The organism is Streptomyces mutabilis (genome assembly GCF_014649815.1).
In the GTDB taxonomy this organism is placed as follows: Bacteria; Actinomycetota; Actinomycetes; order Streptomycetales; family Streptomycetaceae; genus Streptomyces; species Streptomyces mutabilis.
The window spans coordinates 29,679-55,520 of the sequence record NZ_BMTT01000008.1; the positions used below are offsets into that span (position 1 = coordinate 29,679).

25 protein-coding genes are annotated in these 25,842 nt (G+C 71.9%); 14 read left to right on the top strand and 11 right to left on the bottom strand.

Going from position 1 to position 25,842, the window contains the following annotated elements; genetic code table 11:
- Nucleotides 1–3: 3 nt before the first annotated feature.
- From IE142_RS18000 to IE142_RS18015, 4 genes are all read right to left on the bottom strand, one after another.
- Nucleotides 4–345, bottom strand: a complete 342-nt coding sequence (locus IE142_RS18000; protein WP_043379786.1) for a DUF3817 domain-containing protein — start codon at nt 343–345, stop codon at nt 4–6.
- Nucleotides 346–401: 56 nt separating this feature from the next.
- Nucleotides 402–911, bottom strand: a complete 510-nt coding sequence (locus tag IE142_RS18005) for a MarR family winged helix-turn-helix transcriptional regulator (protein ID WP_043379788.1) — start codon at nt 909–911, stop codon at nt 402–404.
- Between the two features lie 76 nt (nt 912–987).
- Nucleotides 988–1,281: an MTH1187 family thiamine-binding protein gene (locus IE142_RS18010; protein ID WP_191886736.1), complete on the bottom strand. Its 294-nt coding sequence runs from the start codon at nt 1,279–1,281 to the stop codon at nt 988–990.
- Nucleotides 1,278–1,622, bottom strand: coding sequence for a DUF3817 domain-containing protein (locus tag IE142_RS18015; RefSeq protein ID WP_191886737.1), 345 nt, complete (start codon nt 1,620–1,622; stop codon nt 1,278–1,280). The genes IE142_RS18010 and IE142_RS18015 overlap by 4 nt, the downstream gene beginning before the upstream one ends.
- A 176-nt stretch (nt 1,623–1,798) precedes the next feature.
- Here IE142_RS18015 and IE142_RS18020 point away from each other — a divergent pair, with 176 nt between their 5' ends.
- The 4 genes from IE142_RS18020 to IE142_RS18035 all read left to right on the top strand — a co-directional run bounded on the left by IE142_RS18020 (nt 1,799) and on the right by IE142_RS18035 (nt 4,434).
- Nucleotides 1,799–2,431: an AIM24 family protein gene (locus IE142_RS18020; protein ID WP_043379793.1), complete on the top strand. Its 633-nt coding sequence runs from the start codon at nt 1,799–1,801 to the stop codon at nt 2,429–2,431.
- A 1-nt stretch (nt 2,432) separates the two neighbouring features.
- Nucleotides 2,433–3,083: an AIM24 family protein gene (locus IE142_RS18025; protein WP_191886738.1), complete on the top strand. Its 651-nt coding sequence runs from the start codon at nt 2,433–2,435 to the stop codon at nt 3,081–3,083.
- Entirely contained in the window at nt 3,080–3,856 is a 777-nt protein-coding gene (locus IE142_RS18030; protein WP_191886739.1) for an AIM24 family protein, read from the top strand. Before IE142_RS18025 ends, IE142_RS18030 begins: the two co-directional genes overlap by 4 nt.
- Nucleotides 3,857–3,957: 101 nt before the next feature.
- Nucleotides 3,958–4,434 carry a MarR family winged helix-turn-helix transcriptional regulator gene (locus IE142_RS18035; RefSeq protein WP_100048255.1) on the top strand — a complete coding sequence of 159 codons (477 nt, stop codon included), beginning with the start codon at nt 3,958–3,960 and terminating at the stop codon, nt 4,432–4,434.
- Between the two features lie 14 nt (nt 4,435–4,448).
- Here the strand turns inward: IE142_RS18035 and IE142_RS18040 are convergent, their stop codons facing one another.
- Nucleotides 4,449–5,906 carry an ATP-binding protein gene (locus IE142_RS18040; RefSeq protein WP_191886740.1) on the bottom strand — a complete coding sequence of 486 codons (1,458 nt, stop codon included), beginning with the start codon at nt 5,904–5,906 and terminating at the stop codon, nt 4,449–4,451.
- Nucleotides 5,903–6,571, bottom strand: a complete 669-nt coding sequence (locus IE142_RS18045) for a response regulator transcription factor (RefSeq protein ID WP_043379800.1) — start codon at nt 6,569–6,571, stop codon at nt 5,903–5,905. Before IE142_RS18045 ends, IE142_RS18040 begins: the two co-directional genes overlap by 4 nt.
- A 134-nt stretch (nt 6,572–6,705) precedes the next feature.
- Here IE142_RS18045 and IE142_RS18050 point away from each other — a divergent pair, with 134 nt between their 5' ends.
- The gene (locus tag IE142_RS18050) at nt 6,706–7,434 is read left to right on the top strand and encodes a PepSY domain-containing protein (protein ID WP_191886741.1); all 729 of its coding nucleotides are present in this window, start codon (nt 6,706–6,708) and stop codon (nt 7,432–7,434) included.
- A gap of 155 nt (nt 7,435–7,589) precedes the next feature.
- Here IE142_RS18050 and meaB read toward each other — a convergent pair whose 3' ends face one another.
- Both meaB and IE142_RS18060 read right to left on the bottom strand, forming a co-directional pair.
- Nucleotides 7,590–8,546: a methylmalonyl Co-A mutase-associated GTPase MeaB gene (gene meaB / locus IE142_RS18055; RefSeq protein WP_191886742.1), complete on the bottom strand. Its 957-nt coding sequence runs from the start codon at nt 8,544–8,546 to the stop codon at nt 7,590–7,592.
- A 54-nt stretch (nt 8,547–8,600) separates the two neighbouring features.
- Nucleotides 8,601–9,833: an acetyl-CoA C-acetyltransferase gene (locus IE142_RS18060; protein WP_191886743.1), complete on the bottom strand. Its 1,233-nt coding sequence runs from the start codon at nt 9,831–9,833 to the stop codon at nt 8,601–8,603.
- Between the two features lie 149 nt (nt 9,834–9,982).
- On the opposite strand from IE142_RS18060, the gene mce reads away from it, so the two are divergent.
- From mce to IE142_RS18095, 7 genes are all read left to right on the top strand, one after another.
- Nucleotides 9,983–10,423, top strand: a complete 441-nt coding sequence (gene mce / locus IE142_RS18065) for a methylmalonyl-CoA epimerase (RefSeq protein WP_191886744.1) — start codon at nt 9,983–9,985, stop codon at nt 10,421–10,423.
- Nucleotides 10,424–10,658: 235 nt separating this feature from the next.
- The gene (scy, locus tag IE142_RS18070; protein ID WP_191886745.1) at nt 10,659–14,609 is read left to right on the top strand and encodes a polarized growth protein Scy; all 3,951 of its coding nucleotides are present in this window, start codon (nt 10,659–10,661) and stop codon (nt 14,607–14,609) included.
- A gap of 206 nt (nt 14,610–14,815) precedes the next feature.
- Entirely contained in the window at nt 14,816–15,751 is a 936-nt protein-coding gene (locus IE142_RS18075; RefSeq protein ID WP_043379810.1) for a coiled-coil domain-containing protein, read from the top strand.
- Nucleotides 15,752–15,846: 95 nt separating this feature from the next.
- Nucleotides 15,847–16,833: an ABC transporter ATP-binding protein gene (locus IE142_RS18080; protein ID WP_191886746.1), complete on the top strand. Its 987-nt coding sequence runs from the start codon at nt 15,847–15,849 to the stop codon at nt 16,831–16,833.
- Complete coding sequence (locus IE142_RS18085) at nt 16,830–17,606, top strand: ABC transporter permease (RefSeq protein WP_191886747.1); 777 nt, start codon at nt 16,830–16,832, stop codon at nt 17,604–17,606. Before IE142_RS18080 ends, IE142_RS18085 begins: the two co-directional genes overlap by 4 nt.
- Before the next feature lie 133 nt (nt 17,607–17,739).
- Entirely contained in the window at nt 17,740–18,969 is a 1,230-nt protein-coding gene (locus tag IE142_RS18090) for an ABC transporter ATP-binding protein (RefSeq protein WP_191886748.1), read from the top strand.
- A complete protein-coding gene (locus IE142_RS18095) occupies nt 18,966–19,835 on the top strand; it encodes an ABC-2 transporter permease (protein WP_191886749.1) in 870 nt (289 codons plus the stop codon). The genes IE142_RS18090 and IE142_RS18095 overlap by 4 nt, the downstream gene beginning before the upstream one ends.
- Nucleotides 19,836–19,842: 7 nt before the next feature.
- Here IE142_RS18095 and IE142_RS18100 read toward each other — a convergent pair whose 3' ends face one another.
- Entirely contained in the window at nt 19,843–20,175 is a 333-nt protein-coding gene (locus tag IE142_RS18100) for an Rv1322 family protein (protein ID WP_191886750.1), read from the bottom strand.
- A gap of 253 nt (nt 20,176–20,428) precedes the next feature.
- Here IE142_RS18100 and IE142_RS18105 point away from each other — a divergent pair, with 253 nt between their 5' ends.
- A complete protein-coding gene (locus IE142_RS18105) occupies nt 20,429–21,457 on the top strand; it encodes an LLM class flavin-dependent oxidoreductase (RefSeq protein ID WP_191886751.1) in 1,029 nt (342 codons plus the stop codon).
- A 76-nt stretch (nt 21,458–21,533) separates the two neighbouring features.
- On the opposite strand, the gene IE142_RS18110 is transcribed toward IE142_RS18105, so the two are convergent.
- On the bottom strand, nt 21,534–21,926 hold the full coding sequence (locus IE142_RS18110) for an SCO5389 family protein (RefSeq protein WP_019326839.1): 393 nt from the start codon (nt 21,924–21,926) through the stop codon (nt 21,534–21,536).
- Between the two features lie 280 nt (nt 21,927–22,206).
- On the opposite strand from IE142_RS18110, the gene nucS reads away from it, so the two are divergent.
- Nucleotides 22,207–22,878: an endonuclease NucS gene (gene nucS / locus IE142_RS18115; protein WP_043379825.1), complete on the top strand. Its 672-nt coding sequence runs from the start codon at nt 22,207–22,209 to the stop codon at nt 22,876–22,878.
- A 96-nt stretch (nt 22,879–22,974) separates the two neighbouring features.
- Here nucS and IE142_RS18120 read toward each other — a convergent pair whose 3' ends face one another.
- Nucleotides 22,975–25,632, bottom strand: a complete 2,658-nt coding sequence (locus IE142_RS18120) for an ATP-binding protein (RefSeq protein WP_191886752.1) — start codon at nt 25,630–25,632, stop codon at nt 22,975–22,977.
- Between the last annotated feature and the right edge of the window lie 210 nt (nt 25,633–25,842).

A 25,842-nucleotide genomic window follows, 5' to 3' on the forward strand; every position in this document is an offset into this window, starting at 1 on the left:
CGGCTACGCCTTGGCGGCGGCGGGCGCCTCGGTCGCGGCGACCTTGGCGTCGAGCTCCTGGCTGACCTTGCGTTCCACGAAGAAAGCGGCGGTCGGGATGGTCCCGGCCAGCAGCACCCACAGCTGCTTGCTGACCTTCCACTTCGCCTTGGCGCCCAGGTCGAAGGCGAAGACCAGGTAGATCACGTACAGCCAGCCGTGCGCGATGCTGACGACGCGGGTGAAGTCGGCCGCGCCGTCCATGTCCAGCAGGTACTTGGCGATCATGCCGAGGCAGAGCAGGATCAGCAGCACACCGGTGACGTACGCCATGACCCGGTAGCGGGTCAGCACGCTCTTTTTCATGGGAACGAGCGTAACCGTCCGTTTCGCGCGATCTTCGGGCGGGCCCGGCGACTCGCTCAGGATTCCTCGAAGTCGCCGGCGGCCACTCGCAGCGGCCGGAGCATCGCGAAGATCTCCCCGCACTCCTCGGCGTCGTACGCGCCCAGGCCGAAGTCCATCGCCATGAGGTCACGGGTGGCCGACTCGACGACCTCGCGGCCCTTGTCGGTGATGGTGGCGAGCGTGCCGCGGCCGTCGTTGGGGTTGGGGCGCTTGTCGACCAGGCCGGACTTCACCAGCCGGTCGACGGTGTTCGTCACGGAGGTGGGGTGCACCATGAGGCGCTCGCCGATCTTGGACATCGGCAGCTCGCCCGACTTGGAGAAGGTCAGCAGCACCAGCGCCTCGTAGCGTGCGAAGGTCAGCCCGTACGGCTTGACCACCGCGTCCACCTCGGCCAGCAGAATCTGGTGCGCCCGCATGATCGAGGTGATCGCGGCCATGGACGGCACGCCGCCCCAGCGCTGTTTCCACAGTTCGTCGGCGCGGGCGATGGGGTCGAAGGAGAGACTGAGGGGCTTCGGCACGGCATCAGACCCTACCGGCCGGTCATATCCCGGTCAGCCCCGTCTCGTCTTTCGAACCGACGCCCGCGCCGGACGGCTACTCGGCGAGGTGCCGTTCCACCGTCTCCACCTTCGAGGTGAGACCGTCCGTCACGCCCGGCCGGATGTCCGCCTTGAGCACCAGGGAGACGCGCGGCGCCCGGGCCTCGACGGCGGCGACGGCCCGCCGGACGACATCCATGACCTCGTCCCACTCGCCCTCGACGGAGGTGAACATCGCGTCGGTGCGGCTGGGCAGGCCCGACTCGCGGACCACCCGGACGGCGTCGGCGACGTACTCCCCCACGTCCTCGCCGACACCGAGCGGCGTCACGGAGAAGGCGACGATCATGCGTTGACGATCCCTTCCTGACGGGCGCGGGAGGCGATGACCGCGCTCTCGGCCTCACGCTTGAGCTTGCGCTCGGCGAAGAAGCCGCCGGTCGGCAGGACCGACATGACGAAGTAGAAGGCGGCGGTGCCGAAGGACCACTTGGCGCGGCTCCAGGCGTCCGCCCAGAAGATCACGTACAGCACGAAGAGGACGCCGTGCACCATGCCCATCACGGGCACCGCGTTGAAGTCGGTGGTCCGCTTCAGCACGGAGCACACCAGGAGCAGCAGGAACGAGATCGCCTCGGGGCCGGAGACCAGGCGGAGGCGGCGAAGGGCGGAGGCGGTCTTGAGGTCCACGGGTCACCTTCGGTCAGAGGGAATCGATCGGTACTCGGGCACGCTCGGCGAGCCGGCGGTTTGTGAACGAACGCACAAGCGCGCGTCCATTGTGGCAAACCCCCGACGCGCCCGGGCCAGGGGGTCGGAGACCTGTCGGCGCGCCCGCCCGGCGGGCTACCGTCACATTTGTGGCGATGTTCCGACTTCAAGGAAGCAAGGTACTCGCCGTCGACATGACCGGGGACGCCGTGAAGGCGAAGAACGGCTCGATGGTCGCGTACGACGGGGAAATGGCCTTCAAGAAGCTGAGCGGCGGCGGTGAGGGCATCCGGGGCATGGTGACCCGGCGGATCACCGGCGAGCAGATGACGGTGATGGAGGTGAGAGGGCAGGGGACCTGCTGGTTCGCCGACCGGGCCTCGGAGATCAACCTCGTCGGCCTCCAGGGCGACAAGCTGTACGTCGAATCGAGCAACTTCCTGGCGGCCGACGCAGGGTTGCGGACCGGCACCGGTTTCACGGGGGCGCGCGGCGCCTCGCAGGGCAACGGGCTGTTCACCACGACCGTGGAGGGGCACGGGCAGGTGGCGATCATGTCGGACGGACCGGCGGTGGTGCTGCGGGTCAGCGCGCAGTACCCGCTGACGGTCGACCCGGGTGCGTACGTCGCGCACCAGGGGAACCTGCGGCAGTCCTTCCAGTCGGGTGTGACCTTCCGCACGCTGTTCGGGGAGGGGGGCGGGGAGGCCTTCCAGATCCGCTTCGAGGGCGACGGACTGGTGTACGTGCAGCCGAGCGAGCGGAACACGATCGCGGGGGATGTGTGAGATGGCCTTCCGGGAGATCAATTCCAAGATGGTCCAGGCGACCGTGGCGCCCGGGCAGCGGCTGTTCAGTCAGCGCGGGGCGATGCTCGCCTACCAGGGGGACGTGTCCTTCACCCCGAACATGCGCGGCGGTCAGGGCGGTGTGGTGTCGATGATCGGGCGCCGGGTGGCGAACGAGGACACCCCGCTGATGACCGTCGAGGGCAGCGGCACGGTGCTCTTCGGGCACGGCGGCCACCACGTCCAGGTGATCGGCCTCTCCGGCGACACGCTGTACGTGGAGGCGGACCGGCTCCTCGCCTTCGAGGGCACCCTGGAGCAGAGCACGGTGTTCCTGGGCTCGCAGGGCGGGGTCATGGGCATGGTGCGCGGTCAGGTGAGCGGACAGGGGTTGTTCACGACGACACTGAGGGGCCACGGCTCGGTGGCGGTGATGGCCCACGGGGGCGTCTTCGAGATCCCGATCACCCCGCAGCGGCCGGTGCGCGTCGACCCGCAGGCCTACGTCGCCCACTATGGCGACGTCCGCAACAAGCTGTCCACCGCGCTGGGCTGGCGGGACATGGTCGGGCGCGGCTCCGGCGAGGCGTTCCAGCTGGAGCTCAGCGGCAGCGGCACCGTGTTCGTCCAGGCGTCGGAGGAGAAGCTGTGAGCACCGTCCACCACGACCCGGCGACCCTGCCGGCGGACGACAACGTCAATCCGTACACCTTCTGCGTGGAGCTCAAGGGAGGCCAGTGGTTCCTGCAGAAGGGAAAGATGATCGCCTACTACGGGACGATCGAGTTCAACGGGATCGGGCACGGGCGGCTGGACCGCCTGATGCGCACTTCGTTCCATTCGCCTCTGCACGCGAGCGACTGGGTCGTCGCCGAGGGCTCGGGCAAGATGCTCCTCGCCGACCGGGCATTCGATGTGAATTCGTACGACCTCGAAGAGGGCAACCTGACCATTCGCTCGGGCAACTTGCTTGCTTTTCAGCCAAGTCTCGCTCTCAAGCAGTCGATCGTGCCGGGTTTTCTGACACTGATCGGAACCGGAAAGTTCGTGGCCGCGTCGAACGGACCGGTGGTGTTCATGGAGCCCCCGATCCGGGTCGACCCTCAGGCCCTGGTCGGCTGGGCCGACTGCCCGTCACCGTGCCATCACTACGACCACGGGTACATGACCGGCCTGCTGGGCGGTCTACGTGCGATGACGGGCCTGGGCGGGGCCTCCGGGGAGGAGCACCAGTTCGAGTTCGCGGGAGCGGGGACGGTACTGCTGCAGTCGAGCGAGGCGCTGATGACGGAGCAGGCCGCGGGGGTCGCACCGCAGCAGGCGGGGGTGCCCGGAGGCGGTACTCCCGGAGCCCCGGGAGGCCGGTCGGGGGCACCGGGGCTTCCCGGACAGCTGGGGAACCTCCAGCGCCGCTTCGGGCTGTGAGCGGTAATCTGCGGAGTGTGACGTCGAACGCGTGCGCACCGTCACCGTCACGGACCACCCCTCACTAGTTAGCCTTTCAACATTTTAGGTAGACTTCATACATGGAGACCGAGACGGCCACCCGCTGGCTGACCGATACGGAGCAGTGTGCTTGGCGCACCCACCTGGAGGTCAACAGGCTGTTGACGCACCAGCTCGAGAAGGACCTGCAGCCGTTCGGACTGACGATCAACGACTACGAGATCCTGGTGAATCTCTCCGAGTCGGAGGGCGACCGCATGCGGATGAGCGACCTGGCCACCGCCACGATGCAGTCCAAGAGCCGCCTCTCCCACCAGATCACCCGCATGGAGAACGCGGACCTGGTCCGACGGGAGAACTGCGAGTCCGACCGCCGCGGGCTCTACGCCGTCCTCACCGAGCACGGCCTGGAGACGATGCGGAAGGTCGCGCCGCACCACGTCGCGTCCGTCCGCCGACACTTCATCGACCTGTTGGCCCCCGAGGCTCTGACGGAGCTCGACAAGGCGCTCAGGCCGATCGCGGAACACCTGCGGGGGCAGCGCGGTCGTCCCTGATCACGTCCGCCTGATCACGTCCGCCTGATCTCCTCCGTCGAAACGGTCGAGGACCAGGCACCCGGCAGGCGGAGCTCGAACAGGGCGCCGCCTGCCGGCGCGTCGTGGACCGTGAGCGTGCCACCGTGCCGTACGGCGACGTCGCGGGCGATGGCCAGGCCCAGCCCCGCCCCGCCGTCGTCGCGGCTGCGGGCGGCGTCCAGCCGTACGAACCGCTCGAAGATCCGCTCCCGGTCGGCCGCCGGCACGCCCTCCCCGTCGTCGGCCACCGCGACCACGGCCGCCTCCCCGTCCCGCCGCACGGACACCTCCACCGCCGAGCGGGCGTGCCGCCGGCCGTTGTCCAGCAGGTTGGCCAGCACCCGCCCCAGCTGCCCGCGCGACCCGGCGACCGTCACGTCGTCCTCGGCCCGCACCCGCACCGCGTCCCGGCCCCCGGCCTCCTCCCGCGCGAGCTCCCCGAGGTCGACGCGCGCGTCGGCGGGCCGCTCCCCAGCGTCCAGTCTGGCCAGCAGCAACAGGTCGGCGGCGAGCCGCTGCAGCCGTACGGTGTCCTCCACGGCGCCGTCCAGGTCGAGCAGTTCCGGGTGGGCGGCGGCCACCTCTAGCTGGGTGCGCAGCGATGCGATCGGGCTGCGCAGCTCGTGCGAGGCGTCGGCGACGAAACGCCGCTGCCGCTCCACCGAGGACTCCAGGGCGGCCAGCGTCTCGTTGGTGGTCGAGGCGAGCCGGGCCACCTCGTCGTGCGTGCCCGGCACCGGGACGCGGCGCGCGAGGTCCTCGCTGGCGGTGATCGCGGCCATCTCCCTGCGGATGCCCTCCACCGGGCGCAGCGCCCGCCCGGTGACCAGCCAGGTCACCCACGCGACGACCACGAGCAGCAGCGGGAAGCCGGTCAGCATGACGGTCAGCGCGGTGTTCACGGCGCCGTGCTCGGCGGACAGCGGGGCGCCCGCCCAGACGGTGAGCCGCCCCTGCCGGTCGGTCTCGACGGGCACGGCGGCGAAGCGGTAGTCCTCCGTGTCGCCGTCGATCGTCGCCGAACCGTCGCTGACGGTGATCCGCTCGCCGATCTCACCGGCTTCGAGCGACTCGCCGGAGTCGTCGTCATCGTCCGAGTCGCCTGCGTCGGCGTCGTCGCCGGCGGAGGCCGGCCGCGGCTTCACCGCGTCGACCCCGGTGCCGCTGATCCGTTCCAGGTCCTCGCTGGCGGCGACGAGCCTGCCGTCCTCGTCGACGATCTGCAACGGGCGGTCGTCGACGTCCAGGGACAGTTCGCCGTACGGCGTGCCGATGGCCAGTTCGGTGGCGACCTCGCGCGCGGAGCGTTCCGCCTGGGTGCCGGCCTCGCCGAGCAGGTTGGAGCGCAGGGACAGCAGGACCGCGGTGCCGGCCGCGACCAGGGCGACGGCGACCACGAGGGTGGCGCCGAGCGTGGCGCGGGCCCGTACCGACCCCAGGAGACGGCTCATCGCTCGGCCTCCAGCCGGTAGCCGGCCCCGCGCACGGTCCGGATGAGCGCGGCGCGCAGCTTGCGCCGCAGGGCGCTGACGTAGACCTCGACGATGTTGGGGTCGCCGTCGTAGGCGAAGTCCCAGACGTGCTCCAGGATCTCGGCCTTGGACACGACCTGCCCGGCCCTCAGCACCAACTGTTCCAGCACGGCGAACTCCTTCGCCGTGAGGGTGGCTTCGCGCTCGCCGAGGAAGACCCGGCGGGCGGCGGTGTCGACCTTCAGGTCCCCGTGGACGTGCACGGGCGAGGCTCCGGCGCCCTGCGCCCTGCGCCGCAGCAGGGCCTTCACGCGGGCGACGAGGACGACGTACGAGAAGGGCTTGGTGAGGTAGTCGTCCGCGCCCGTGTCCAGGCCCTCCGCCTCGTCGTACTCGCCGTCCTTGGCGGTGAGCATCAGGATCGGCACGTCGTGACCGGCGGCGCGCAGGGCGGCGCAGACCCGGTAGCCGTTGAGGCCCGGCAGCATGATGTCGAGGATGACGAGGTCGTACACGCCCTCGCCGGCCCGGTGCAGGCCCTCCCGGCCGTCGTGGACGACGTCCACGGCGTAACCCTCGGCGGTGAGGCCCTTGGCGAGCGACACGGCGAGGCGCTTCTCGTCCTCCACGATCAACAGGCGCATGGCCCAAGGGTCGCAAAACGAAGCTGAAGAACCCTTCAGGCGGCTTCAGCCTGGCCTCAGCGTCGGCCGGTGACAGTGAGGACGTCGACATCACGCCGACGCCAACGACTCCATACGACTCGGGAGGAATCCGGATGAAGCGCAACATCGTGCTCGCCGCCGTCACCGCCGCCGCACTGATCGGAGGCGGTACGGCGACGGCCCTGGCGACCACGGGGGACGACGACCCGGGAACGACGCGCCAGTCGGACGTCCGGGACCGGGACGACGCGCGGGACGACGCCGACGACTCCGGCTCGGACGACGACGCGGACGACCGGGACGATTCCCGTCGCGACGACCGTGACGACGCCCGCGCGTCCTCCGCGGAGGTGACGGCCGCCGAGGCCGTCGCCGCCGCCCTGAAGGAGGCCCCGGGCACCGCAGTCTCCGTCGAAGTGGACGAGGAGGACGGCGACGACGGCCGCGAGCGTGCGGTCTGGGAGGTCGACGTCCTCGCCGGCGACGGCACCTGGCACAGCGTGCGGATCGACCCGGGCACCGGCAAGGTGCTCGGCTCCGAGACGGACGACGAGGACGACACCGACGAGGTGCGGGCCGCGCTGAAGGGCACCGGCGTGAACGCCGCCGAGGCCGCGAAGGCCGCCGCCGGCCGCGGGACCGTGACCTCCGTGGAACTGGACGAGGACGGCTACCACGGTGACGGCGAGGCCGCCTGGGAGGTCGAGACCACGTCCTCCGGCAAGGGCGAGCAGGACTGGCGCGTCGACCTGGACTCCGGCAAGGTCACCGCCGACCGCTCGCACCACTCGGACTCCGACGACGCCGACGACGCCGACGACTCCGGCCCGGACGACGACTGACGTCCCCCGGCCGCCCGGCGGCCCCTCGGTGGCGGCGCCCCGGCGCCCGCGCCGGACGCCGACGACCGCGCTGCGGCCCGGCGCCACGACGCGCGGCCGGCACCGGCCGACCGTGCCCTCCCGCCGGCCGTCACCGCGCCCGTACCGGGCCGGCGTCAGCCCTTCGTCAGCCCCGCCACCAGTTCGTCCGCCGCGCGGTACGGGTCCAGCTCGCCCGTGGCGATGCGCTCCGCGAGGGCACCGAGGCGGCGGTCGCCGTGGAGATCGCCGATGCGTTCGCGCAGGGTGGTGACGGCGATGGTCTCGACCTCGCGGGCGGCGCGGGCGCGGCGGCGTTCGGCCAGTACTCCGCGCTCCTCCATCCACGCGCGGTGCTTCTCCAGCGCCTCGACGACCTCGTCGACGCCCTCGCCGCGCGCGGCGACCGTCTTGACGATGGGCGGGCGCCAGTCGCCGGGGCCGCGGGCCTCGCCGAGGCCCAGCATGTGGTTCAGCTCGCGGGCGGTGGCGTCCGCGCCGTCGCGGTCGGCCTTGTTGACGACGTAGACGTCGCCGATCTCCAGGATCCCGGCCTTGGCGGCCTGGATGCCGTCGCCCATGCCCGGGGCGAGGAGGACGACGGAGGTGTCGGCCTGCGAGGCGATCTCCACCTCCGACTGACCGACGCCGACCGTCTCGACCAGGATCACGTCGCAGCCCGCCGCGTCGAGGACGCGGATCGCCTGCGGGGCCGCCCATGCGAGGCCACCGAGGTGGCCGCGGGTCGCCATCGAGCGGATGTAGACGCCGGGGTCGGAGGCGTGCTCCGACATCCGGACACGGTCGCCGAGCAGGGCGCCGCCGGAGAACGGTGAGGACGGGTCGACGGCCAGGACGCCGACCCGCTTGCCCTGCTTGCGGTACGCCGTCACCAGCGCCGAGGTGGAGGTGGACTTGCCGACGCCCGGCGAGCCGGTCAGGCCGACCACGTACGCGCTCCCCGTGAGCGGCGCGAGGGCCGCCATGACCTCCCTGAGCTGCGGAGACGCCCCCTCCACCAGCGAGATCAGCCGGGCCACGGCCCGGGGCCGGCCTTCCCTGGCCTGGGCCACCAGCGAGGAGACGTCCTGCATCACAGCTCCGTTCAGTGAGAAGTCGTCACCCGGGTCCGTACCCGGTGACCGAGGTCAGGCCTGCGGCACCCGCACGATCAGCGCGTCGCCCTGGCCGCCACCGCCGCACAGCGCCGCCGCGCCGACCCCGCCGCCGCGCCGCTTCAGCTCCAGCGCCAGGTGCAGCACGAGGCGGGCGCCGGACATGCCGATGGGGTGTCCCAGGGCGATGGCCCCGCCGTTGACGTTCACCTTTTCGGTGGAGACGCCGAGGTCCTTCATTGACTGCACGGCGACGGCGGCGAATGCCTCGTTGATCTCGATCAGGTCGAGGTCCGGCACCTCCAGCCCTTCCTTCTTCAGCGCGTGCTGGATGGCGTTCGACGGCTGCGACTGCAAAGAGTTGTCCGGGCCGGCCACGTTGCCGTGGGCGCCGATCTCCGCGATCCACTCCAGGCCCAGTTCCTCGGCCTTGGCCTTGCTCATCACGACCACGGCCGCGGCGCCGTCGGAGATCTGCGAGGAGGAGCCCGCGGTGATCGTGCCGTCCTTGGAGAACGCCGGGCGCAGCTTGCCCAGCGACTCGGCGGTGGTGTCGCCGCGGATGCCCTCGTCCTCGCTGAACACCACCGGCTCGCCCTTGCGCTGCGGGATCTCCACCGGGGTGATCTCGGCCTCGAAGATCCCGTTCTTCTGGGCGGCGGCCGCGCGCTGGTGGGAGAGGGCGGCGATCTCGTCCTGGGCGGGGCGCCCGATGCCGAGGCGGGTGTTGTGCTTCTCGGTGGACTCGCCCATGGCGATGCCCTCGAAGGAGTCGGTCAGACCGTCGTGCGCCATGGCGTCGAGCATCTGGACCGCGCCGTACTTGTAACCCTCGCGGGTCTTCGGCAGCAGGTGCGGAGCGTTGGTCATGGACTCCTGGCCGCCGGCGACGATCACGTCGAATTCGCCGGCGCGAATGAGCTGGTCGGCGAGCGCGATCGCGTCCAGGCCCGAGAGGCACACCTTGTTGATCGTGAGCGCCGGGACGTTCATGGGGATGCCGGCCTTCACGGCGGCCTGGCGTGCCGGGATCTGCCCGGCGCCGGCCTGGAGCACCTGCCCCATGATCACGTACTGGACCTGGTCGCCGCCGATCCCGGCACGGTCGAGCGCGGCCTTGATCGCGAAGCCGCCGAGGTCGGCGCCGGAGAAGGACTTGAGCGAGCCGAGGAGCCGGCCCATCGGGGTGCGGGCACCCGCGACGATGACGGAGGTCGTGCCGTTCTTTCCAGAGGTTCCAGAGGTTTCAGCGGTTCCAGAAGACATGAGCTGCGATCCCCTTTTCCGGCCCGCACAGGCCGAGGAGTGAACGAGGGTTTACTCGAATGTACTGAGCGGTATGCCGCCCGTCACCCGGCGGTCGGTGTGATCGCGCGCACGTTGCGTAACCACCTCCGGAGCGCTGCACTGAATCCATGCTGACGCGAATCGACCACATCGGAATCGCCTGTCACGACCTCGACACGACCGTCGAGTTCTACCGTGCCACCTACGGCTTCGAGGTGTTCCACACCGAGGTCAACGAGGAGCAGGGCGTGCGCGAGGCCATGCTCAGGATCAACGATACGTCGGACGGCGGGGCTTCGTACCTGCAGCTTCTGGAGCCGACCCGGGAGGACTCCGCGGTCGGCAAGTGGCTCGCCAAGAACGGCGAGGGCGTCCACCACATCGCCTTCGGTACGGCGGACGTGGACGCGGACGCCGCGGACATCCGGGGCAAGGGCGTACGCGTTCTGTACGACGAGCCCCGGCGCGGTTCCATGGGGTCGCGGATCACCTTCCTGCACCCCAAGGACTGCCATGGCGTTCTGACAGAACTCGTCACTTCGGCGGCCGTTGAGTCACCTGACCACTGACCCTCGTACATATGGGCCGGTAGGGTTGGGCGCGGTCGCCGCTCAGTCCGGGGCGACCCGGTCCTGCCGCCTGCGGTGGCGGGACTGCCGGGGTCCGTGTTTCGGGGGGCGAACGCCGGGGCAGAAGCGCGTGCTCCGCCGTTGATCTGACACCATTCCCCCGGGGGCCCCGTCCGGTCGACGGACGGAGCTCGTTCGGAGTTATTTGCGACCAGGGGACGGATGGGACCGCGCAGTGCGGGGCTACGAGAGCCAGGAGCGAGAGCCGGCGGCTGACGTCGACCACCTCTCTCGGTTCGAGGCCGAGATGAAGCGGCTGAAGACCGAGCGGGAAAAGGCGATCCAGCACGCCGAGGACCTCGGCTACCAGGTCGAGGTGCTGCGCGCCAAGCTGCACGAGGCGCGGCGCACCATCATGTCCCGGCCCGCCTTCGACGGCGGCGACATCGGGTACCAGGCCGAGCAGTTGCTGCGCAACGCGCAGACGCAGGCCGACCAGCTGCGCGCGGACGCCGAGCGGGAGCTGAGCCAGGCCCGGGCGCAGACGCAGCGCATCCTCCAGGAGCACGCCGAACAGGCGGCCCGGCTCCAGGCGGAGCTGCATCAGGAGGCGGTGACCCGGCGCCAGCAGCTCGACCAGGAGCTTGCCGAGCGCCGGCAGACCGTCGAGTCGCACGTCAACGAGAACGTGGCGTGGGCGGAGCAGCTGCGCGCCCGCACCGAGCAGCAGGCCCGTCGACTGCTCGACGAGTCCCGCGCGGAGGCCGAGCAGTCCCTGGCCGCGGCCCGCGCGGAGGCCGAGCGGCTGACCACCGAGGCCCGGCAGCGGCTGCAGAGCGACGCCGAGAACGCCCGCGCCGAGGCCGAGCAGATCCTGCGCCGGGCCCGAGCCGACGCCGAGCGGCTGCTGAACGCCGCCTCCACGCAGGCCCAGGAGGCCACCGACCACGCCGAACAGCTGCGCACCTCCACGGCCACCGAGTCCGAGGAGGCCCGGCGTCGGGCCCAGGAGCTGAGCCGGACCGCCGAGCAGCGGATGGCCGAGGCCGAGGAGGCGCTGCGCAAGGCGCAGACCGAGGCCGAGAAGGTCGTCACCGAGGCCAGGGAGGCGGCGGCCAAGGCCCTCGCGAGCGCCGAGCAGACCAACGAGCAGCGCACCCGCACCGCCAAGGAGCAGGTCGCCCGGCTGGTCAACGAGGCCACGAAGAACGCCGAGTCGACGAAGTCCGAGGCCGAGCAGCTGGTCGCGGACGCCCGCGCCGAGGCCGAGAAGATCGTCGCCGAGGCCGCAGAGAAGGCCCGTACGATCACCGCCGAGGAGTCGGCGACCCAGCTCTCCAAGGCGGCCAAGACCGCCGAGGACGTGCTGAACAAGGCGTCCGAGGAAGCCAAGCGCACCACGAAGGCCGCCGCCGAGGAGGCCGAGCGGATCCGCAGCGAGGCCGAGGCCGAGGCGGACCGGCTGCGCGGTGAGGCGCACGACATCGCCGAGCAGCTCAAGGGCGCGGCGAAGGACGACACCAAGGAGTACCGCGCCAAGACGGTCGAGCTCCAGGAGGAGGCGCGCCGGCTGCGCGGCGAGGCCGAGCAGTTGCGGGCCGACGCGGTCGAAGAGGGCGAGAAGATCCGCGCGGAGGCCCGCAAGGAGGCCGTGGCGCAGATCGAGGAGGCGGCGAAGACCGCCGAGGAACTGCTCGCCAAGGCGAAGGCCGACGCGGACGAGCTGCGGCAGACCGCCGCGGCGGACGGCGAGAAGGTCCGTGCCGAGGCTATCGAGCGGGCGACGACCCTGCGCCGGCAGGCCGAGGAGACCCTGGAGCGCACCCGCGCGGAGGCCGAGCGGCACCGCGCGGAGGCCGCCGAGCGGGCCGAGGAGCTCCAGGCGGAGGCCGAGCGGGCCGCCCGCGAGCTGCGCGAGGAGACCGAGCGCGCCGTCGAGGCCCGCCGGGAGGAGGCCGCCGCGGAGCTGACCCGGCTCCAGGAGGAGGCCGAGGAACGCCGCACGGCCGCCGAGCGGGCGCTGACCGAGGCCCGCGAGGAGGGCGAGCGGATCCGCCGCGAGGCCGCGGAGGAGAGCGAGCGGCTGCGCACCGAGGCCGCCGAGCGCATCCGTACGCTCCAGCAGCAGGCCGAGACGGAGGCGGAGCGGCTGCGCACCGAGGCCGCCGCGGACGCCTCCGCCTCCCGCGCGGAGGGCGAGGCCGTCGCCGTACGCCTGAGGTCCGAGGCGTCGAACGAGGCGGAGCGGCTGAAGTCGGAGGCGCAGGAGAGCGCCGACCGGGTACGGGCGGAGGCGCAGAGCGCCGCCGAACGCATCGCCGCCGAGGCCTCCGAGACGCTGGCCGCCGCCCAGGAGGAGGCCGCCCGGCGCCGCCGCGAGGCCGAGGAACTGCTCCGCGACGCCCGGCAGGAGGCCGACCAGGAGCGCGAGCGGGCCCGCGAGCAGAGCGAGGAGCTGCTGGCCTCGGCGCGCAAACGCGTGGACGAGGCACAGGCCGAGGCGACCCGGCTGGTCGAGGAGGCCGACCGGCGCGCCACCGAGATGGTGTCGGCCGCCGAGCAGCACGCGACGCAGGTGCGGGAGTCGGTCGCCGGGCTGCACGAGCAGGCGCAGGAGGAGATCACCGGGCTGCGCAGCGCCGCCGAGCACGCGGCGGAGCGCACCCGGCGCGAGGCCGAGGAGGAGGCGGACCGGGTCCGCGCCGACGCCTACGCCGAGCGGGAGCGGGCGAGCGAGGACGCCGGGCGCCTCAGGCGCGAGGCGCGGGAGGAGACGGAGGCCGCCAAGGCGCTGGCCGAGCGGACGGTCTCCGAGGCCATCACGGAGGCCGAGCGCATCCGCGCGGACGTCTCCGAGCACGCCCAGCGGGTGCGCACGGAGGCCTCCGACGCCATCGCCGAGGCCGAGCAGTCCGCGGCCCGCACCCGGGCCGACGCCCGCGAGGACGCCAACCGCATCCGGTCCGACGCGGCGACGCAGGCGGACACCCTGATCACCGAGGCGCGTTCCGAGGCGGAACGGCTGACCACCGAGACGGCCGCGGAGACCGACCGGATCCGGACGGAGACGATCGCGGAGGCGGAGCGCGTCCGCACCGAGGCGGCGAACGAGGCGGAGCGCCTGCGGTCGGAGTCGGAGGCCGAGGCCGACCGGGTCCGGGCCGAGGCGAGCGCCCGGGCCGAGCAGCTGCTCTCGGACGCCACCGGCGAGGCCGAGCGGCTGCGTGCCGAGGCCGCCGAGACGGTCGGCTCCGCCCAGCAGCACGCCGAGCGCGTCCGCACCGAGGCGGAACGGGTCCGGGCCGAGGCGGCGGCGGAGGCCGAGCGGGTCACCGCGGCCGCCCGCGAGGAGGCCGAGCGCACCCTCGACGAGGCCCGCAAGGACGCCAACAAGCGGCGTTCGGAGGCGGCCGAGCAGGTCGACACGCTCATCACCGAGACCACGGCCGAGGCCGACAAGCTGCTCACCGAGGCCCAGCAGCAGGCCCAGAAGACCACCGCGGACGCCGAGTCGCAGGCCGACACGATGGTGGGCGCGGCCCGCGCGGAGGCCGAGCGGATCGTCTCGGAGGCGACGGTCCAGGGCAACACCCGGGTGGAGAAGGCCCGTACGGACGCGGACGAGCTGCTGGTCGGCGCCCGCCGGGACGCGACCGCCATAAGGGAGCGCGCGGAGGAGTTGCGCGAACGCCTCACCACCGAGATCGAGGAACTGCACGAACGCGCCCGCCGCGAGGCCGCCGAGACGATGAAGTCGGCCGGCGACCGCTGCGACGCGCTCGTCAAGGCCGCCGAGGAACAGCTCGCCAAGGCCGAGGCGAAGGCCAAGGAGCTGGTGTCGGAGGCCAACTCCGAGGCCGGCAAGGTGCGCATCGCCGCCGTCAAGAAGGCCGAGGGCCTGCTCAAGGAGGCCGAACAGAAGAAGGCCACACTGGTCCGGGAGGCCGAGGAGCTCAAGGCCGAGGCCGTCCGGGAGGCCCGGAACACGGTCGAGGAGGGCAAGCGCGAGCTGGAGGTCCTGGTGCGGCGCCGTGAGGACATCAACGCCGAGATCTCCCGGGTGCAGGACGTGCTGGAGGCGCTGGAGTCCTTCGAGGCGCCCACGGGCGGCGGCAAGGACAACGGGGTCAAGGCCTCGGCCACGGTGGGTGCCCCACGTTCGGGTGGCAAGTCGTCAGACGGCTAGCGTCCGGAGCGGATTCGGTGTCTGCTGGAACCTTTGGCGTGCGCCGGGACGAAACCTTGACCAGAACATTTGCAAGTCGTCCGCGTGTCAGCCACTCGAAAGAGGTGTCATTCTCCGTATCAAACGTGCATCCGCTCGATGACACACCGCATCGGCGCCTAGGATTCCCTCTATCACCTCACCCGGTCTCTTTCGACAGGAACCCCATGAGCGACACTTCCCCCTACGGCTTCGAGCTTGTGCGGCGTGGGTACGACCGCGCTCAGGTGGACGAACGCATCTCCAAGCTCGTCTCCGACCGTGACAGCGCTCTCGCCCGCATCACCGCTCTGGAGAAGCGCATCGAGGAGCTCCACCTCGAGACCCAGAACGCCCAGGCCCAGGTCAACGACGCAGAGCCGTCGTACGCCGGTCTCGGTGCCCGGGTCGAGAAGATCCTGCGCCTCGCCGAGGAAGAGGCGAAGGACCTGCGCGAGGAGGCCCGGCGCGCGGCCGAGCAGCACCGCGAGCTCGCCGAGTCGTCGGCCCAGCAGGTGCGCAACGACGCGGAGTCGTACGCCGCGGAGCGCAAGGCCAAGGCCGAGGACGAGGGCGTCCGGATCGTCGAGCAGGCCAAGGGCGACGCCGCCCAGCTGCGCTCCGAGGCGCAGAAGGACGCGCAGTCCAAGCGCGAGGAGGCGGACGCCCTCTTCGAGGAGACCCGCGCGAAGGCCGCACAGGCCGCCGCCGACTTCGAGACGAACCTCGCCAAGCGCCGCGAGCAGTCCGAGCGCGATCTGGCCTCCCGTCAGGCCAAGGCCGAGAAGCGGCTCGCGGAGATCGAGCACCGCGCGGAGCAGCTGCGCCTGGAGGCGGAGAAGCTGCGCACGGACGCCGAGCGCCGCGCCCGCCAGACCGTCGAGACGGCGCAGCGCCAGGCCGAGGACATCGTGGCCGACGCCAACGCCAAGGCCGACCGCATCCGTTCGGAATCGGAGCGCGAGCTCGCCGCCCTCACCAACCGCCGCGACTCCATCAACGCGCAGCTGACCAACGTGCGCGAGATGCTGGCGACCCTCACGGGCGCCGCGGTGGCCGCCGCCGGCACCCCGGCCGACGAAGAGCCGGTCTCCCGCGGGGTGCCGGCCCAGCAGTCCCGCTGACGCGGGGCGTACGCCGGCCGGACAAGCACGGAACACGGACGAAGCCTTCTGTCACCGGGGTGGCAGAGGGCTTCGTCCCGTTCTAGCGTGGGCGCATGATCGAGCTCGAGGGGCTGACCAAGCGGTACGGCGAGAAGGTGGCGGTCAACAATCTCTCCTTCACCGTCAGACCGGGCATCATCACGGGGTTCCTCGGCCCCAACGGCGCGGGCAAGTCGACCACCATGCGCATGGTGCTGGGCCTGGACCGACCGACGGCCGGGGACGTCCGGATCGACGGCAAGCACTACGACCAGCTCAAGGACCCGCTGACGTACATCGGCGCGTTGCTGGAGGCCAAGGCCTGGCACGGCGGGCGCAGCGCCTACAACCACCTGCTGTGCCTCGCGCAGAGCAACGGCATCCCGTCGCGGCGGGTGCATGAGGTCCTGGACACGGTCGGACTCACGGCGGTGGCCAAGAAGAAGACGAAGGGGTTCTCGCTCGGCATGGGCCAGCGGCTGGGCATCGCCGCGGCGCTGCTGGGCGACCCACGGATCCTGATGTTCGACGAACCGGTCAACGGGCTCGACCCCGAGGGCATCCACTGGATCCGCAACCTGATGAAGACACTGGCCTCCCAGGGCCGTACTGTCTTCGTCTCCTCCCACCTGATGAGCGAGATGGCACTGACGGCGGACCACCTGGTGGTAATCGGCCAGGGCAGGTTGCTGGCGGACACCTCGATGGCCGACTTCATCGCGGAGAACTCACGCAGCTACGTCCGCATCCGCACCCCGCAGCGCGAGCGGCTGCTCGACATGCTGCACGGCGAAGGCATCACGGTCGTGGAGCCCGGCGCCGAGGTGCTGGAGGTGGACGGCGACAAGGCGGAGGCCGTCGGTGAACTGGCGGCACGGCACCAGGTGGTGCTGCACGAGCTGAGCCCGCAGCGGGCCTCGCTGGAGGAGGCGTTCATGCAGCTGACGGCGGAGTCGGTGGAGTACCACGCGCACGACGGGCAGCCGGCCGGTCCGGTGCCGCAGCAGCAACAGCAACAGCAACAGCAACAGCAGTGGGGCAGCGACTGGAGGAAGGGATGAGCATGGCGGCGACACAGGTCGTCCGGTCCGAGTGGACCAAGATCCGGTCGGTGGCGTCCACGGTGTGGACGCTGGGCCTCGCCGTGGTCGTCACGATCGCCCTCGGCATGCTGATCTCGGCGCTGTCGAAGAGCGAGTTCGACACCATGGGCCGGGAGGACCAGCTCACCTTCGACCCGACCTTCATCAGCTTCGCCGGGACGAGTCTCGGCCAGTTGGCGATGATCGTGTTCGGCGTGCTGGTGGTGGCGAACGAGTACAGCACCGGCATGATCCGCACCTCGCTGGCCGCCGTGCCGAAGCGCGGCACCTTCCTGTTCAGCAAGATCGCGGTGGCCACCGCCCTCGCACTGGTCGTCAGCATGATCACCAGCTTCGCCACCTTCTTCCTCGGACAGGCGATGCTCGGCGACCTCAAGGCGTCGATCGGCGACCCGGGAGTGCTGCGCGCGGTCATCGGCGGTGGGCTCTACATGACGCTCATCGCGATGTTCTCGATGGGCGTCGCGGCGATGCTGCGCTCGCCGATGCTGTCCCTGGGCATCCTGATGCCGTTCTTCTTCCTGATCTCCAACATCCTGGGCAACGTCCCGGCCACGGAGAAGGTCGGCCGGTTCCTGCCCGACCAGGCCGGCAGCAAGATCATGCAGGTGGTCACGCCGCTCGACGACGACGTGCCGTACGGGCCGTGGGGCGGACTCGGGATCATGGCATTGTGGGTGATCGCGGCCCTCGTCGGCGGGTACGTGGTGCTGAAGAGGCGGGACGCTTAGGGTCTGTCCCGCGGGTTTCACGGGGCGTCGGATTTTGCCCGGGCTTGAACGGAACCGTCAGCGCCTCGATATCCTCCTAACCCTTACGGGGGCGTGCGCCCTGCTGTCCTGAACCTTCCGATGGGTGCGGAGCATGATCGAGGCTGTCGGCCTGACCAAGCGCTACGGCGACAAGACCGCAGTGCACAATCTGTCCTTCCAGGTGCGGCCAGGCGCCGTCACCGGCTTCCTCGGGCCCAACGGCTCGGGCAAGTCGACGACGATGCGCATGATCCTCGGCCTGGACAACCCCACCGCGGGAAGCGTCACGATCGGCGGCCACCCGTACCGCAAGCTGCCGAACGCCCCCCGTCAGGTGGGCGCTCTGCTCGACGCCAAGGCGGTGCACGGCGGCCGGTCCGCCCGCAACCACCTGCTGAGCCTGGCCCAGCTCTCGGGCATCCCGGCCCGGCGCGTGGACGAGGTGCTCGGCGTGGTCGGCCTCCAGGACGTGGCCAAGCGGCGCTCCAAGGGGTTCTCGCTCGGCATGGGCCAGCGGCTCGGCATCGCCGCGGCCCTGCTCGGCGACCCCCAGGTGCTGCTCTTCGACGAACCGGTCAACGGCCTCGACCCCGAGGGCATCCACTGGGTGCGCAACCTGATGAAGACGCTCGCTGCGGAGGGCCGTACGGTCTTCGTCTCCTCGCACCTGATGAGCGAGATGGCGCTGACCGCCGACCACCTGATCGTCATCGGTCGGGGCCAGTTGCTGGCCGACATGAGCGTGACGGACTTCATCTCGGCCAACTCCGCCGACTTCGCACGGGTGCGGACGCCGGACACGGAGCCGCAGCTGCGCGAGAAGCTGACGTCGGCGCTGACCGAGGCGGGCGGGCACGTGCTGCCCGAGCAGGACGGCGCGCTGCGGGTGACCGGGCTGGCGCTCCCCCGGATCAGCGACATCGCGCACGACACCGACGTACGGCTGTGGGAGCTGTCGCCGCACCAGGCCTCGCTGGAGGAGGCGTACATGCGGATGACGCAGGGCGCCGTCGACTACCGGTCGACCGACGACCAGAAGGCGGGGCTCCAGCAGCCGCTGCCGCCCGGCGCGCAGCCGCCTATGCCGGTGCCCGGGCAGGGCCAGCCCGGCTGGTACGCCCCGCCGCCGCCCCAGCAGGGCGGTCAGCCCTTCGCGGCGCCGCAGGGCGCGCCGGGTCAGGCCCCGGCGGGACCGTACGGTGCCCCGGCGGCGCCCGGCGCGCTGCCGGGCGGACAGCCCGCCAACCCGTACGCGGCGCAGCAGCCCCCGCGGGCACAGCCGGTCCAGCAGCCCTCCCCCGCGCCCGTCACCGACCCGACCGAGTCCGAGGACGCCCGATGAGCACGCCCCAGCCCCCGATGCCGCAGGCCGCGCCAGACTGGCAGGCGGCGCCCGGTTCGCCCTACCCCACGTACACGTCGCCGATCCCGGTGGTGCGCACGCACCTCGGGCACGCGATCGCCTCCGAGTGGACGAAGATCAAGTCGGTGCGCTCGACGATGTGGACGCTGGGCGTGTTCGTCCTCCTGGTCCTCGGCCTGGGCCTGCTCACCGGCGCGGTGGTGGCCAGTTCGGACACCGTCGTGGACGGCGAGAGCCCGCTCGCCCTCGGCTTCTTCGGACTGCTGCTCGGCAGCATCTGCCTGATCACCCTCGGTGTGCTGACCACCGCCTCGGAGTACGGCACCGGCATGGTGCGCACCACGATGACCGCATGCCCGAGCCGCGGCCGGGTCCTCGCGGCCAAGGCGATCGTGTTCTTCCTCGTGGCGTTCGTGGTGACCCTGGTGTCCGCCACACTCGTCGGCCTGATGCACGTGACCATGCTGGAGGGCAGCGGGGCCGGCGAGCCCACCGGTAGCGAGTGGCTGAAAGGCACCGTCGGCGTCTCGCTCTACGTGGCGCTGCTCGGCATGCTGTCGCTGGCCATCGGCTCGATCATCCGCCACTCGGCGGGCGCCATCACCATCATGATCGGGGCCCTGCTCGCCCCGCTGGTGATCGCGCTGTTCATGTTCTCGGAGTCCCTGAGGGACGTGCAGCAGGCGCTGTTCGAGTACTCGATCCCGAACCAGATGAGCGTCTTCTACGCCAACTCGCTCAGCGACTCCGGCCCGTCCGGCTGGGACCCGCTGTGGATCATGCTCGGCGTGACGGCGGTCGCGTTCGCCGGCGCCTTCGCCCTGCTGGAGAAGCGGGACGTGTAGCCGGCCCTCAGAACCTCGGCGCGTTACGGGACCGCTGCACCCGCGTGGTGCGGCGGTCCTTCGCGTTCCAGCAGGACTTGTGCCAGTGGCGGCGCTCGTCGACGCCCGAGTGCGCCGGCCAGGCCACCACGTGCGGGACGCCGTCCGGGATCAGTTGGTCGCAGCCCGGGCAACGGTACGACTTCCCCTGTGCGCTCGCGCCCGCCACGTGCCGTACGCTCCAGTCCTCGCCCCGCCAGCTCTCCGACGACTGCCAGCCGCCGTAGCGCCCGGAGCCGTCGTCCTCGGCGCTGCGGCCGGACGAACCGGTTCCCTTGGGTCGGTTGCGACGCGGGGACACAGGACACCTCACGGAGCTATACAGGGAGTAGGGGCCGCGTCCAGCCTACGCGGGACGGGCCGGGGTACGCGTACGGCGCCAATCATCACAACTGCCCCGTGCGGATCCCCGCGGGGGCCGTCGGCGTCCACCATGACGGCCGATTCTGCAGACAATCCGCAAATCCCTTCGCCCGACCGTGTCCTCGGCACGTGTCAGACGGTTATGCCCTCCGGGGGAGCTCCGTGTCGGAGCCGAGGAAGCAGGAAGAGCAATGCGCGTTGGATGTTTCGTGTTGGGCGCCCAGTTCCCGGGCCAGGGTCACGGGGAGGCGCTGCACCGCGCGGTCCGCTCGGCCGAGGTCGCCGAGGAGGCGGGGCTGGACGCGGTCTGGCTGGCCGAACACCACTTCGTCCCGTACGGCACCTGCCCATCGGCGGTGACCCTGGCCGCGCTGCTGCTGGGACGCACCCGCCGCATCCGGGTCGGCACCGCGGTCAGCGTGCTGCCCACCGCCCACCCCGTCGCGCTCGGCGAACAGGCCGCGCTGCTGCACGTCACGTCCGGCGGCCGGTTCACGCTGGGCGTCGGCCGGGGTGGCCCGTGGGTCGACCTGGAGGTGTTCGGCGCGAGCCTCGAGGCGTACGAGAAGCAGTTCCCGGAGTCACTCGATCTGCTGGTGCGCTGGCTGCGCGAACCGGCCGTCGGCGCCTGCGGGGACCGCTTCCGGTTCCGCGAAGTGCCCGTCGTCCCGCGCCCCTCGGAGTCCCTGACGGAGGAACCGGGTCCGGAGGTCGTCGTCGCCTGCACGTCCCCCTCGAGCGTGCGCACGGCGGCCGAGCGGGGGCTGCCGATGCTGCTCGGGATGCACGTCGGCGACGAAGAGAAGGCCGAGATGATCGCCCTGTGGCGGCAGCACGCCCGGGCCGCCGGGCGGCCGTCGGACGAGATCCACGGCGCCGCCCATGTGTCGGCCGGCGTCTGCCAGATCGCCGACCGGCGCACGGACGCGGCCGAGACCCTGCTCAAGGCCATGCCGGGCTGGCTGCGTCAGGGGCTGGGCGCCCACGTCACGGTGGACGGCCGCGCCCGGCGGATGCGCGACCCGTACGCCTACACCGAACTCCTCTGCGGACTGCACCCGGTCGGCACGCCCCGCCTGTGCGCCGACCGGCTCGCGGCGACCGGCGAGCGCACCGGCATCGACCGCTTCGCCCTCCTCGTCGAGGGGTCAGGGGACCTCGCCGCGACCGAGGAGAACGTACGGCGGCTCGGGGTCGAGGTGCTCCCCCAGCTCGGCTGAGGGAGCCGGCGGCGAGCCTGCCGCTCCGGTACGAACAGCACCTCCCGCGTACGGAGCGGCAAGCGAACGATCGTCGTCAGCAGTCGCGGAACTCGGGCGACTGGTTCAGCACCTGGCTGCGTACCGAGGTGAAACGGGTCAGCGTCTCGTCGACGGAGGAGTCCAACGGGAACACCGCCACCCGGTGGCAGTTCTGGAAGGCCAGCCGCACACCGAAGTGCCGCTGCAGTGCACCGCGTATGGCGTCACTCGCCAGCGCACGCAGCAGCTGGCCGCGCGCCTGCTCGTCCGGCGGGGGCGTCTGGTTGTCGGCGAACGCACCGCCGTCGACCTTCAGCTGTGCCACCAGGGAGCTGACCATCTCCCATGCGTAAGGCAGGGAAGTCCGGACGCAGTCGACGAATGCTGCTTCGTCGACCTCGCCTCGCTCGGCCTGTTCGAGTAGGGCCGGTGAGACGTCGAGCGACATGGGTTCTCCTCTCGCACCCCCGACTGACAGGGGTTGCCGGACAGTTAGGGGAGTGCGCGATTCCGAACACGCTGCGTACACACCTCGCGACCTCCCGTTCAATACCGTAAGCAACCGATCGTGACCGCACTAGGAGAATGCCTAGATGGGCACCACCCGATAGGCACACAATCGGCCAGTGAGCAAGACGGTGCCAATAGGGCAAGTGGGACGGAGCGCGCGGTCGCCCCGGCACGGGCGAATCGCGTCGGGCGGGGCGCGTCGAGTAGCGTTGCCGACCATGCGTCTCGTCATTGCCCGCTGCTCGGTCGACTACGCCGGGCGGCTCACCGCCCATCTTCCCTCGGCTCCCCGCCTGATCCTGGTCAAGGCGGACGGCAGCGTCTCGATCCACGCCGACGACCGGGCCTACAAGCCCCTCAACTGGATGTCGCCGCCCTGCACGCTCAAGGAGGGCACGGGCGACGAGGAGGGCGTCTGGACCGTCGTCAACAAGGCGGGCGAGAAGCTCATCATCACGATGGAGGAGGTCCTCCACGACTCCTCGCACGAGCTGGGCGTCGACCCGGGCCTGATCAAGGACGGCGTGGAAGCGCACCTCCAGGAGCTGCTCGCCGACCGCATCGAGACGCTCGGCGAGGGCTACACCCTCATCCGCCGCGAGTACATGACCGCCATCGGCCCCGTCGACATCCTGTGCCGGGACGCCGAGGGCGGGACCGTCGCGGTCGAAATCAAGCGGCGCGGCGAGATCGACGGCGTGGAACAACTCACGCGCTACCTCGAGCTGTTGAACCGTGATCCCCACCTCGCCCCGGTGCGCGGCGTCTTCGCCGCCCAGGAGATCAAGCCGCAGGCCCGCGTGCTCGCCACGGACCGCGGGATCGGCTGCCAGGTGCTGGACTACGACGCCCTGCGGGGCATCGAGGACGACAAGCTGCGGCTGTTCTGAGCGGGCGTCACGTACCACATCGGGAGGGTTGGGTCCGCGGAGCGGACCCAACCCTCCCGATGTTCGTCTCAGGTGATCCGACCCGTCCGGGCCGTCTCAGATGATCTGACCCGTCGCCGATCCCGTGCCGGTGCTCGCGGTGCTGCTCTGCGTGGCGGTGGAGGGGCTGCCGGCGGGGGAACCGGCGGCTGCGGGCGGTGTGCCCGGGCCGCTTGCGCTGTTGGACGTCTCCGGTGTCGAGGGGGCCGGCGGGTCCGTTTCGGTGGGCGTGCCGGGGCTGCTGGGCTCTTCGGTCGGCGTGGTGGGGTCGGGGTCCGGCTCGGTGTCAGTGGGCTTCGGCGTGGTCGGGTCCGGGTCCGGGTCGCTGGTCGTGGGCGGCTTGGAGGACGACGACGGGGCGTCCGGCTCGTCCGAGTCGCCCGGGTCCGGCGAGCTCGGGTCGTCGGGCTCGCCCGAGGCACTCGAGTCGTCCGAAGGCCGCGCCGACTCGCTCGGGGTCGGGTCGTCCGACGTGCCGGGGGTGCCGTCCGGGCCCGGGTCGGTGGGCCGGTCGGTGTCCCCCGGGGCGGCGCCGTCGTCCGACGGCCGGTCGGCGCCCAGGCTGCCGTCGTCGACGCCCTGGCTGGCCGACGGGTTGACGCCGACCTCGTCGGAGGGCTTGCCGGCGTCGTTCTCGGAGGTGGCGCCGAGCGTCACCACCGTGCCGAGCACGGCGACGAGCAGTGCGCCGGCTCCGGCGGCCACGAGGTTGCGCCGTGCGAAGCCCTTGATGCCGCCGCCGACCGTCCGGGACCGCTCCGTGGCGGGTTCCCGGCTGGTGACCAGGGTCGGGGACTGCGGGGAGGGCTTCAGCGGCGGGAAGGGCGCGGGGACGCCCGCGGACGGCGACACCGACTCCTCGTTGCGGGCGTCGGGCACCTCCTCCCCCGCGGTCGGGCCGAGGCCGAGGCCCACACCGACGACGCCGAGTCCGGCAGCGGCCCCCGGGGCGCCGAACGCCCCCGCGCCGATGCCCGGTCCGGGGGTGTCCCCGGAGCGGTCGGCGACCAGGGCCAGGGCACGGCGGCCGGCGACGGCTCCCCGCTTGTCGGACAGGGCACCGCGCAGCCCGATGGAGGCTTCCAGTTCGGCGCGGGCCCGGTCGAGCTGTCCCTCGCACAGCGCGAGGACGCCGAGTTCATGGTGGAAGTAGGCCTGCTCGGCGACGTCACCGGCGAGCCGGGACGCCTCGGCGCCGGAGCGCAGCGCCCGCTCCCAGGCGCTCCAGTGCAGCCCGGCGGCGAACGCGGGCGCCGCGGCGCGGGCCAGCTGGACGGCAGGGCTCTCCTCGCCGTCCGCGGGCGGGGTGGTCGTCGGCACCAGCACGGCGAGGGCGGCCAGTACCGCGTCGGCCTCGGCGCAGACCCGCTCCGGGGCGACCGAGGGGTGCCCGGCCCACCAGGCGTAGTGCTGGGCGGCGGTCGACGCCCGCTCCCCCGCGCCGTCGCCGTACCCGGCGCCCTCCAGCTGGGTGAGCACCCCGGCGGCGAGCCGGTAGCGGGAGCCGACCGGCGAGACCAGTCCGCAGTCGGCCAGCTCACCGAGGGCGGCGTCCGCGTGGGTGTCGCCGACCAGTGCGGGCAGGTGCGCCTGGTGCGGCACCTCGCCGCCGAGCGCGACGGCGAGCTCGAGGGCGGTGCGGGCCGAGGCGCTGAGCCGGGAGGCTAGCAGCGGGGCGGGCGCCGCGGCCTCGCCGAGGGACGGCAGGGGTGCGTCGTCGCTCTCGGCGGCGTCGTAGGGCGTGTCGTCGGCCGGGCCGGCGTCGTCGGGGCGGGCGTCGGTGAAGACGCCGAACTCGTCGACGGCGTCGGCGCCGGCCCGCTGCCGGTCGCGCCGGCGCAGCAGGGCACCGGCCTGGACGAAGCGCAGCGGCAGGCCCTCGGACTCGAACCAGAGGTCGCCGGCCCAGTTGGCCTCGTCCTCGGTGAGGGTCCGGCCGGCGGCGCGCGCCAGCAGTTCCACGCCGTCCGCGCGGTCCAGGCCGGTGAGGAAGACCTCCTCGACGGACGAGTCGGTGGAGGGTGCGGGCACGTCCGGGGTGGCGCCGAAGATCCAGGCGCACTCGGGGGTGGCGTCCAGCAGCTCGTCCAGGGCGGAGCCGCCGAACTCGACGTCGTCCAGGACGACGACGGCGCCGACCTCCCGGAGCCGGCCGAGCAGTTCCTCGCGGTCCGGGCGGTGCAGGGGGGCGCGGTGGACGGCGTAGAAGAGGTCGTGGAGGAGGTCGTCGGCCGTGCGGTGGAAGCCGCTCAGACGGATGACGCCGTCGGGCGCGATGCCCGCGCAGTCCTCGGCGACGACGTCGAGGAGGCTGCTGCGGCCGGAGCCCGCCGGGCCGGTGAGGCGGACGGAACGGCCGCGGGCGAGCAGCCGCACCAGGCGTTCGCGCTCGTCGTCGCGGGCCAGCAGCCCGAGTACGGTGCGGGTCGGGCCCGGCGGGACGGGCGGCCGGGCGTTGCGGCTCACCTCGGCGCGTTCGGCGGCGGTGAGCTTCTCGGGCCGGGCGGGGCGCTCGGCGGGCGGGCAGACCTCGATCTCGCTGCCGTCGACGGGGTTGACGGTGAGCAGGAAGTCGCCGGAGACGAGCTGCACCGTACGGGCGAGCGCGGGCGCGTGCTGTCCGAAGTCGGCTGTCAGGGAGTCCCTGGGCGGGCGCGGGCGCGGCGTGTCGCCGTCGTGGCCGTGCTCCTCGGGTCCCCGGTTGTTCGGGTCCATGGGTTCAAGCCCCCCAAAAGCGTCGTGTGCCGGTCCCCCGGTCGGGACCACCCTCCCGGCCTTGCCGCACACCGCGCTGTCGCTTCTGGTCCGGGCCCGCCGGTGGGTCGCGAAAGGGCGGGCAGCCAGACCTTAAACCTTCGCTCAGTATCTCCGACAGTCCGGGGTACCGACCCGTCCGAGACGTCACGGTCTCGTGAGGATTGCGTG

Coding starts and splice junctions, on each gene's coding strand:
- IE142_RS18080 (WP_191886746.1), top strand. CDS start 15,847: ATGATCGAGCTCGAGGGGCTGACCAAGCGGTACGGCGAGAAGGTGGCG.
- IE142_RS18050 (WP_191886741.1), top strand. CDS start 6,706: ATGAAGCGCAACATCGTGCTCGCCGCCGTCACCGCCGCCGCACTGATC.
- IE142_RS18000 (WP_043379786.1), bottom strand. CDS start 345: ATGAAAAAGAGCGTGCTGACCCGCTACCGGGTCATGGCGTACGTCACC.
- IE142_RS18020 (WP_043379793.1), top strand. CDS start 1,799: ATGTTCCGACTTCAAGGAAGCAAGGTACTCGCCGTCGACATGACCGGG.
- mce (WP_191886744.1), top strand. CDS start 9,983: ATGCTGACGCGAATCGACCACATCGGAATCGCCTGTCACGACCTCGAC.
- IE142_RS18040 (WP_191886740.1), bottom strand. CDS start 5,906: ATGAGCCGTCTCCTGGGGTCGGTACGGGCCCGCGCCACGCTCGGCGCC.
- IE142_RS18010 (WP_191886736.1), bottom strand. CDS start 1,281: ATGATCGTCGCCTTCTCCGTGACGCCGCTCGGTGTCGGCGAGGACGTG.
- meaB (WP_191886742.1), bottom strand. CDS start 8,546: ATGCAGGACGTCTCCTCGCTGGTGGCCCAGGCCAGGGAAGGCCGGCCC.
- IE142_RS18035 (WP_100048255.1), top strand. CDS start 3,958: ATGGAGACCGAGACGGCCACCCGCTGGCTGACCGATACGGAGCAGTGT.
- IE142_RS18075 (WP_043379810.1), top strand. CDS start 14,816: ATGAGCGACACTTCCCCCTACGGCTTCGAGCTTGTGCGGCGTGGGTAC.
- IE142_RS18120 (WP_191886752.1), bottom strand. CDS start 25,632: ATGGACCCGAACAACCGGGGACCCGAGGAGCACGGCCACGACGGCGAC.
- IE142_RS18045 (WP_043379800.1), bottom strand. CDS start 6,571: ATGCGCCTGTTGATCGTGGAGGACGAGAAGCGCCTCGCCGTGTCGCTC.
- IE142_RS18090 (WP_191886748.1), top strand. CDS start 17,740: ATGATCGAGGCTGTCGGCCTGACCAAGCGCTACGGCGACAAGACCGCA.
- IE142_RS18025 (WP_191886738.1), top strand. CDS start 2,433: ATGGCCTTCCGGGAGATCAATTCCAAGATGGTCCAGGCGACCGTGGCG.
- IE142_RS18085 (WP_191886747.1), top strand. CDS start 16,830: ATGAGCATGGCGGCGACACAGGTCGTCCGGTCCGAGTGGACCAAGATC.
- IE142_RS18110 (WP_019326839.1), bottom strand. CDS start 21,926: ATGTCGCTCGACGTCTCACCGGCCCTACTCGAACAGGCCGAGCGAGGC.
- nucS (WP_043379825.1), top strand. CDS start 22,207: ATGCGTCTCGTCATTGCCCGCTGCTCGGTCGACTACGCCGGGCGGCTC.
- IE142_RS18060 (WP_191886743.1), bottom strand. CDS start 9,833: ATGTCTTCTGGAACCGCTGAAACCTCTGGAACCTCTGGAAAGAACGGC.
- IE142_RS18095 (WP_191886749.1), top strand. CDS start 18,966: ATGAGCACGCCCCAGCCCCCGATGCCGCAGGCCGCGCCAGACTGGCAG.
- IE142_RS18105 (WP_191886751.1), top strand. CDS start 20,429: ATGCGCGTTGGATGTTTCGTGTTGGGCGCCCAGTTCCCGGGCCAGGGT.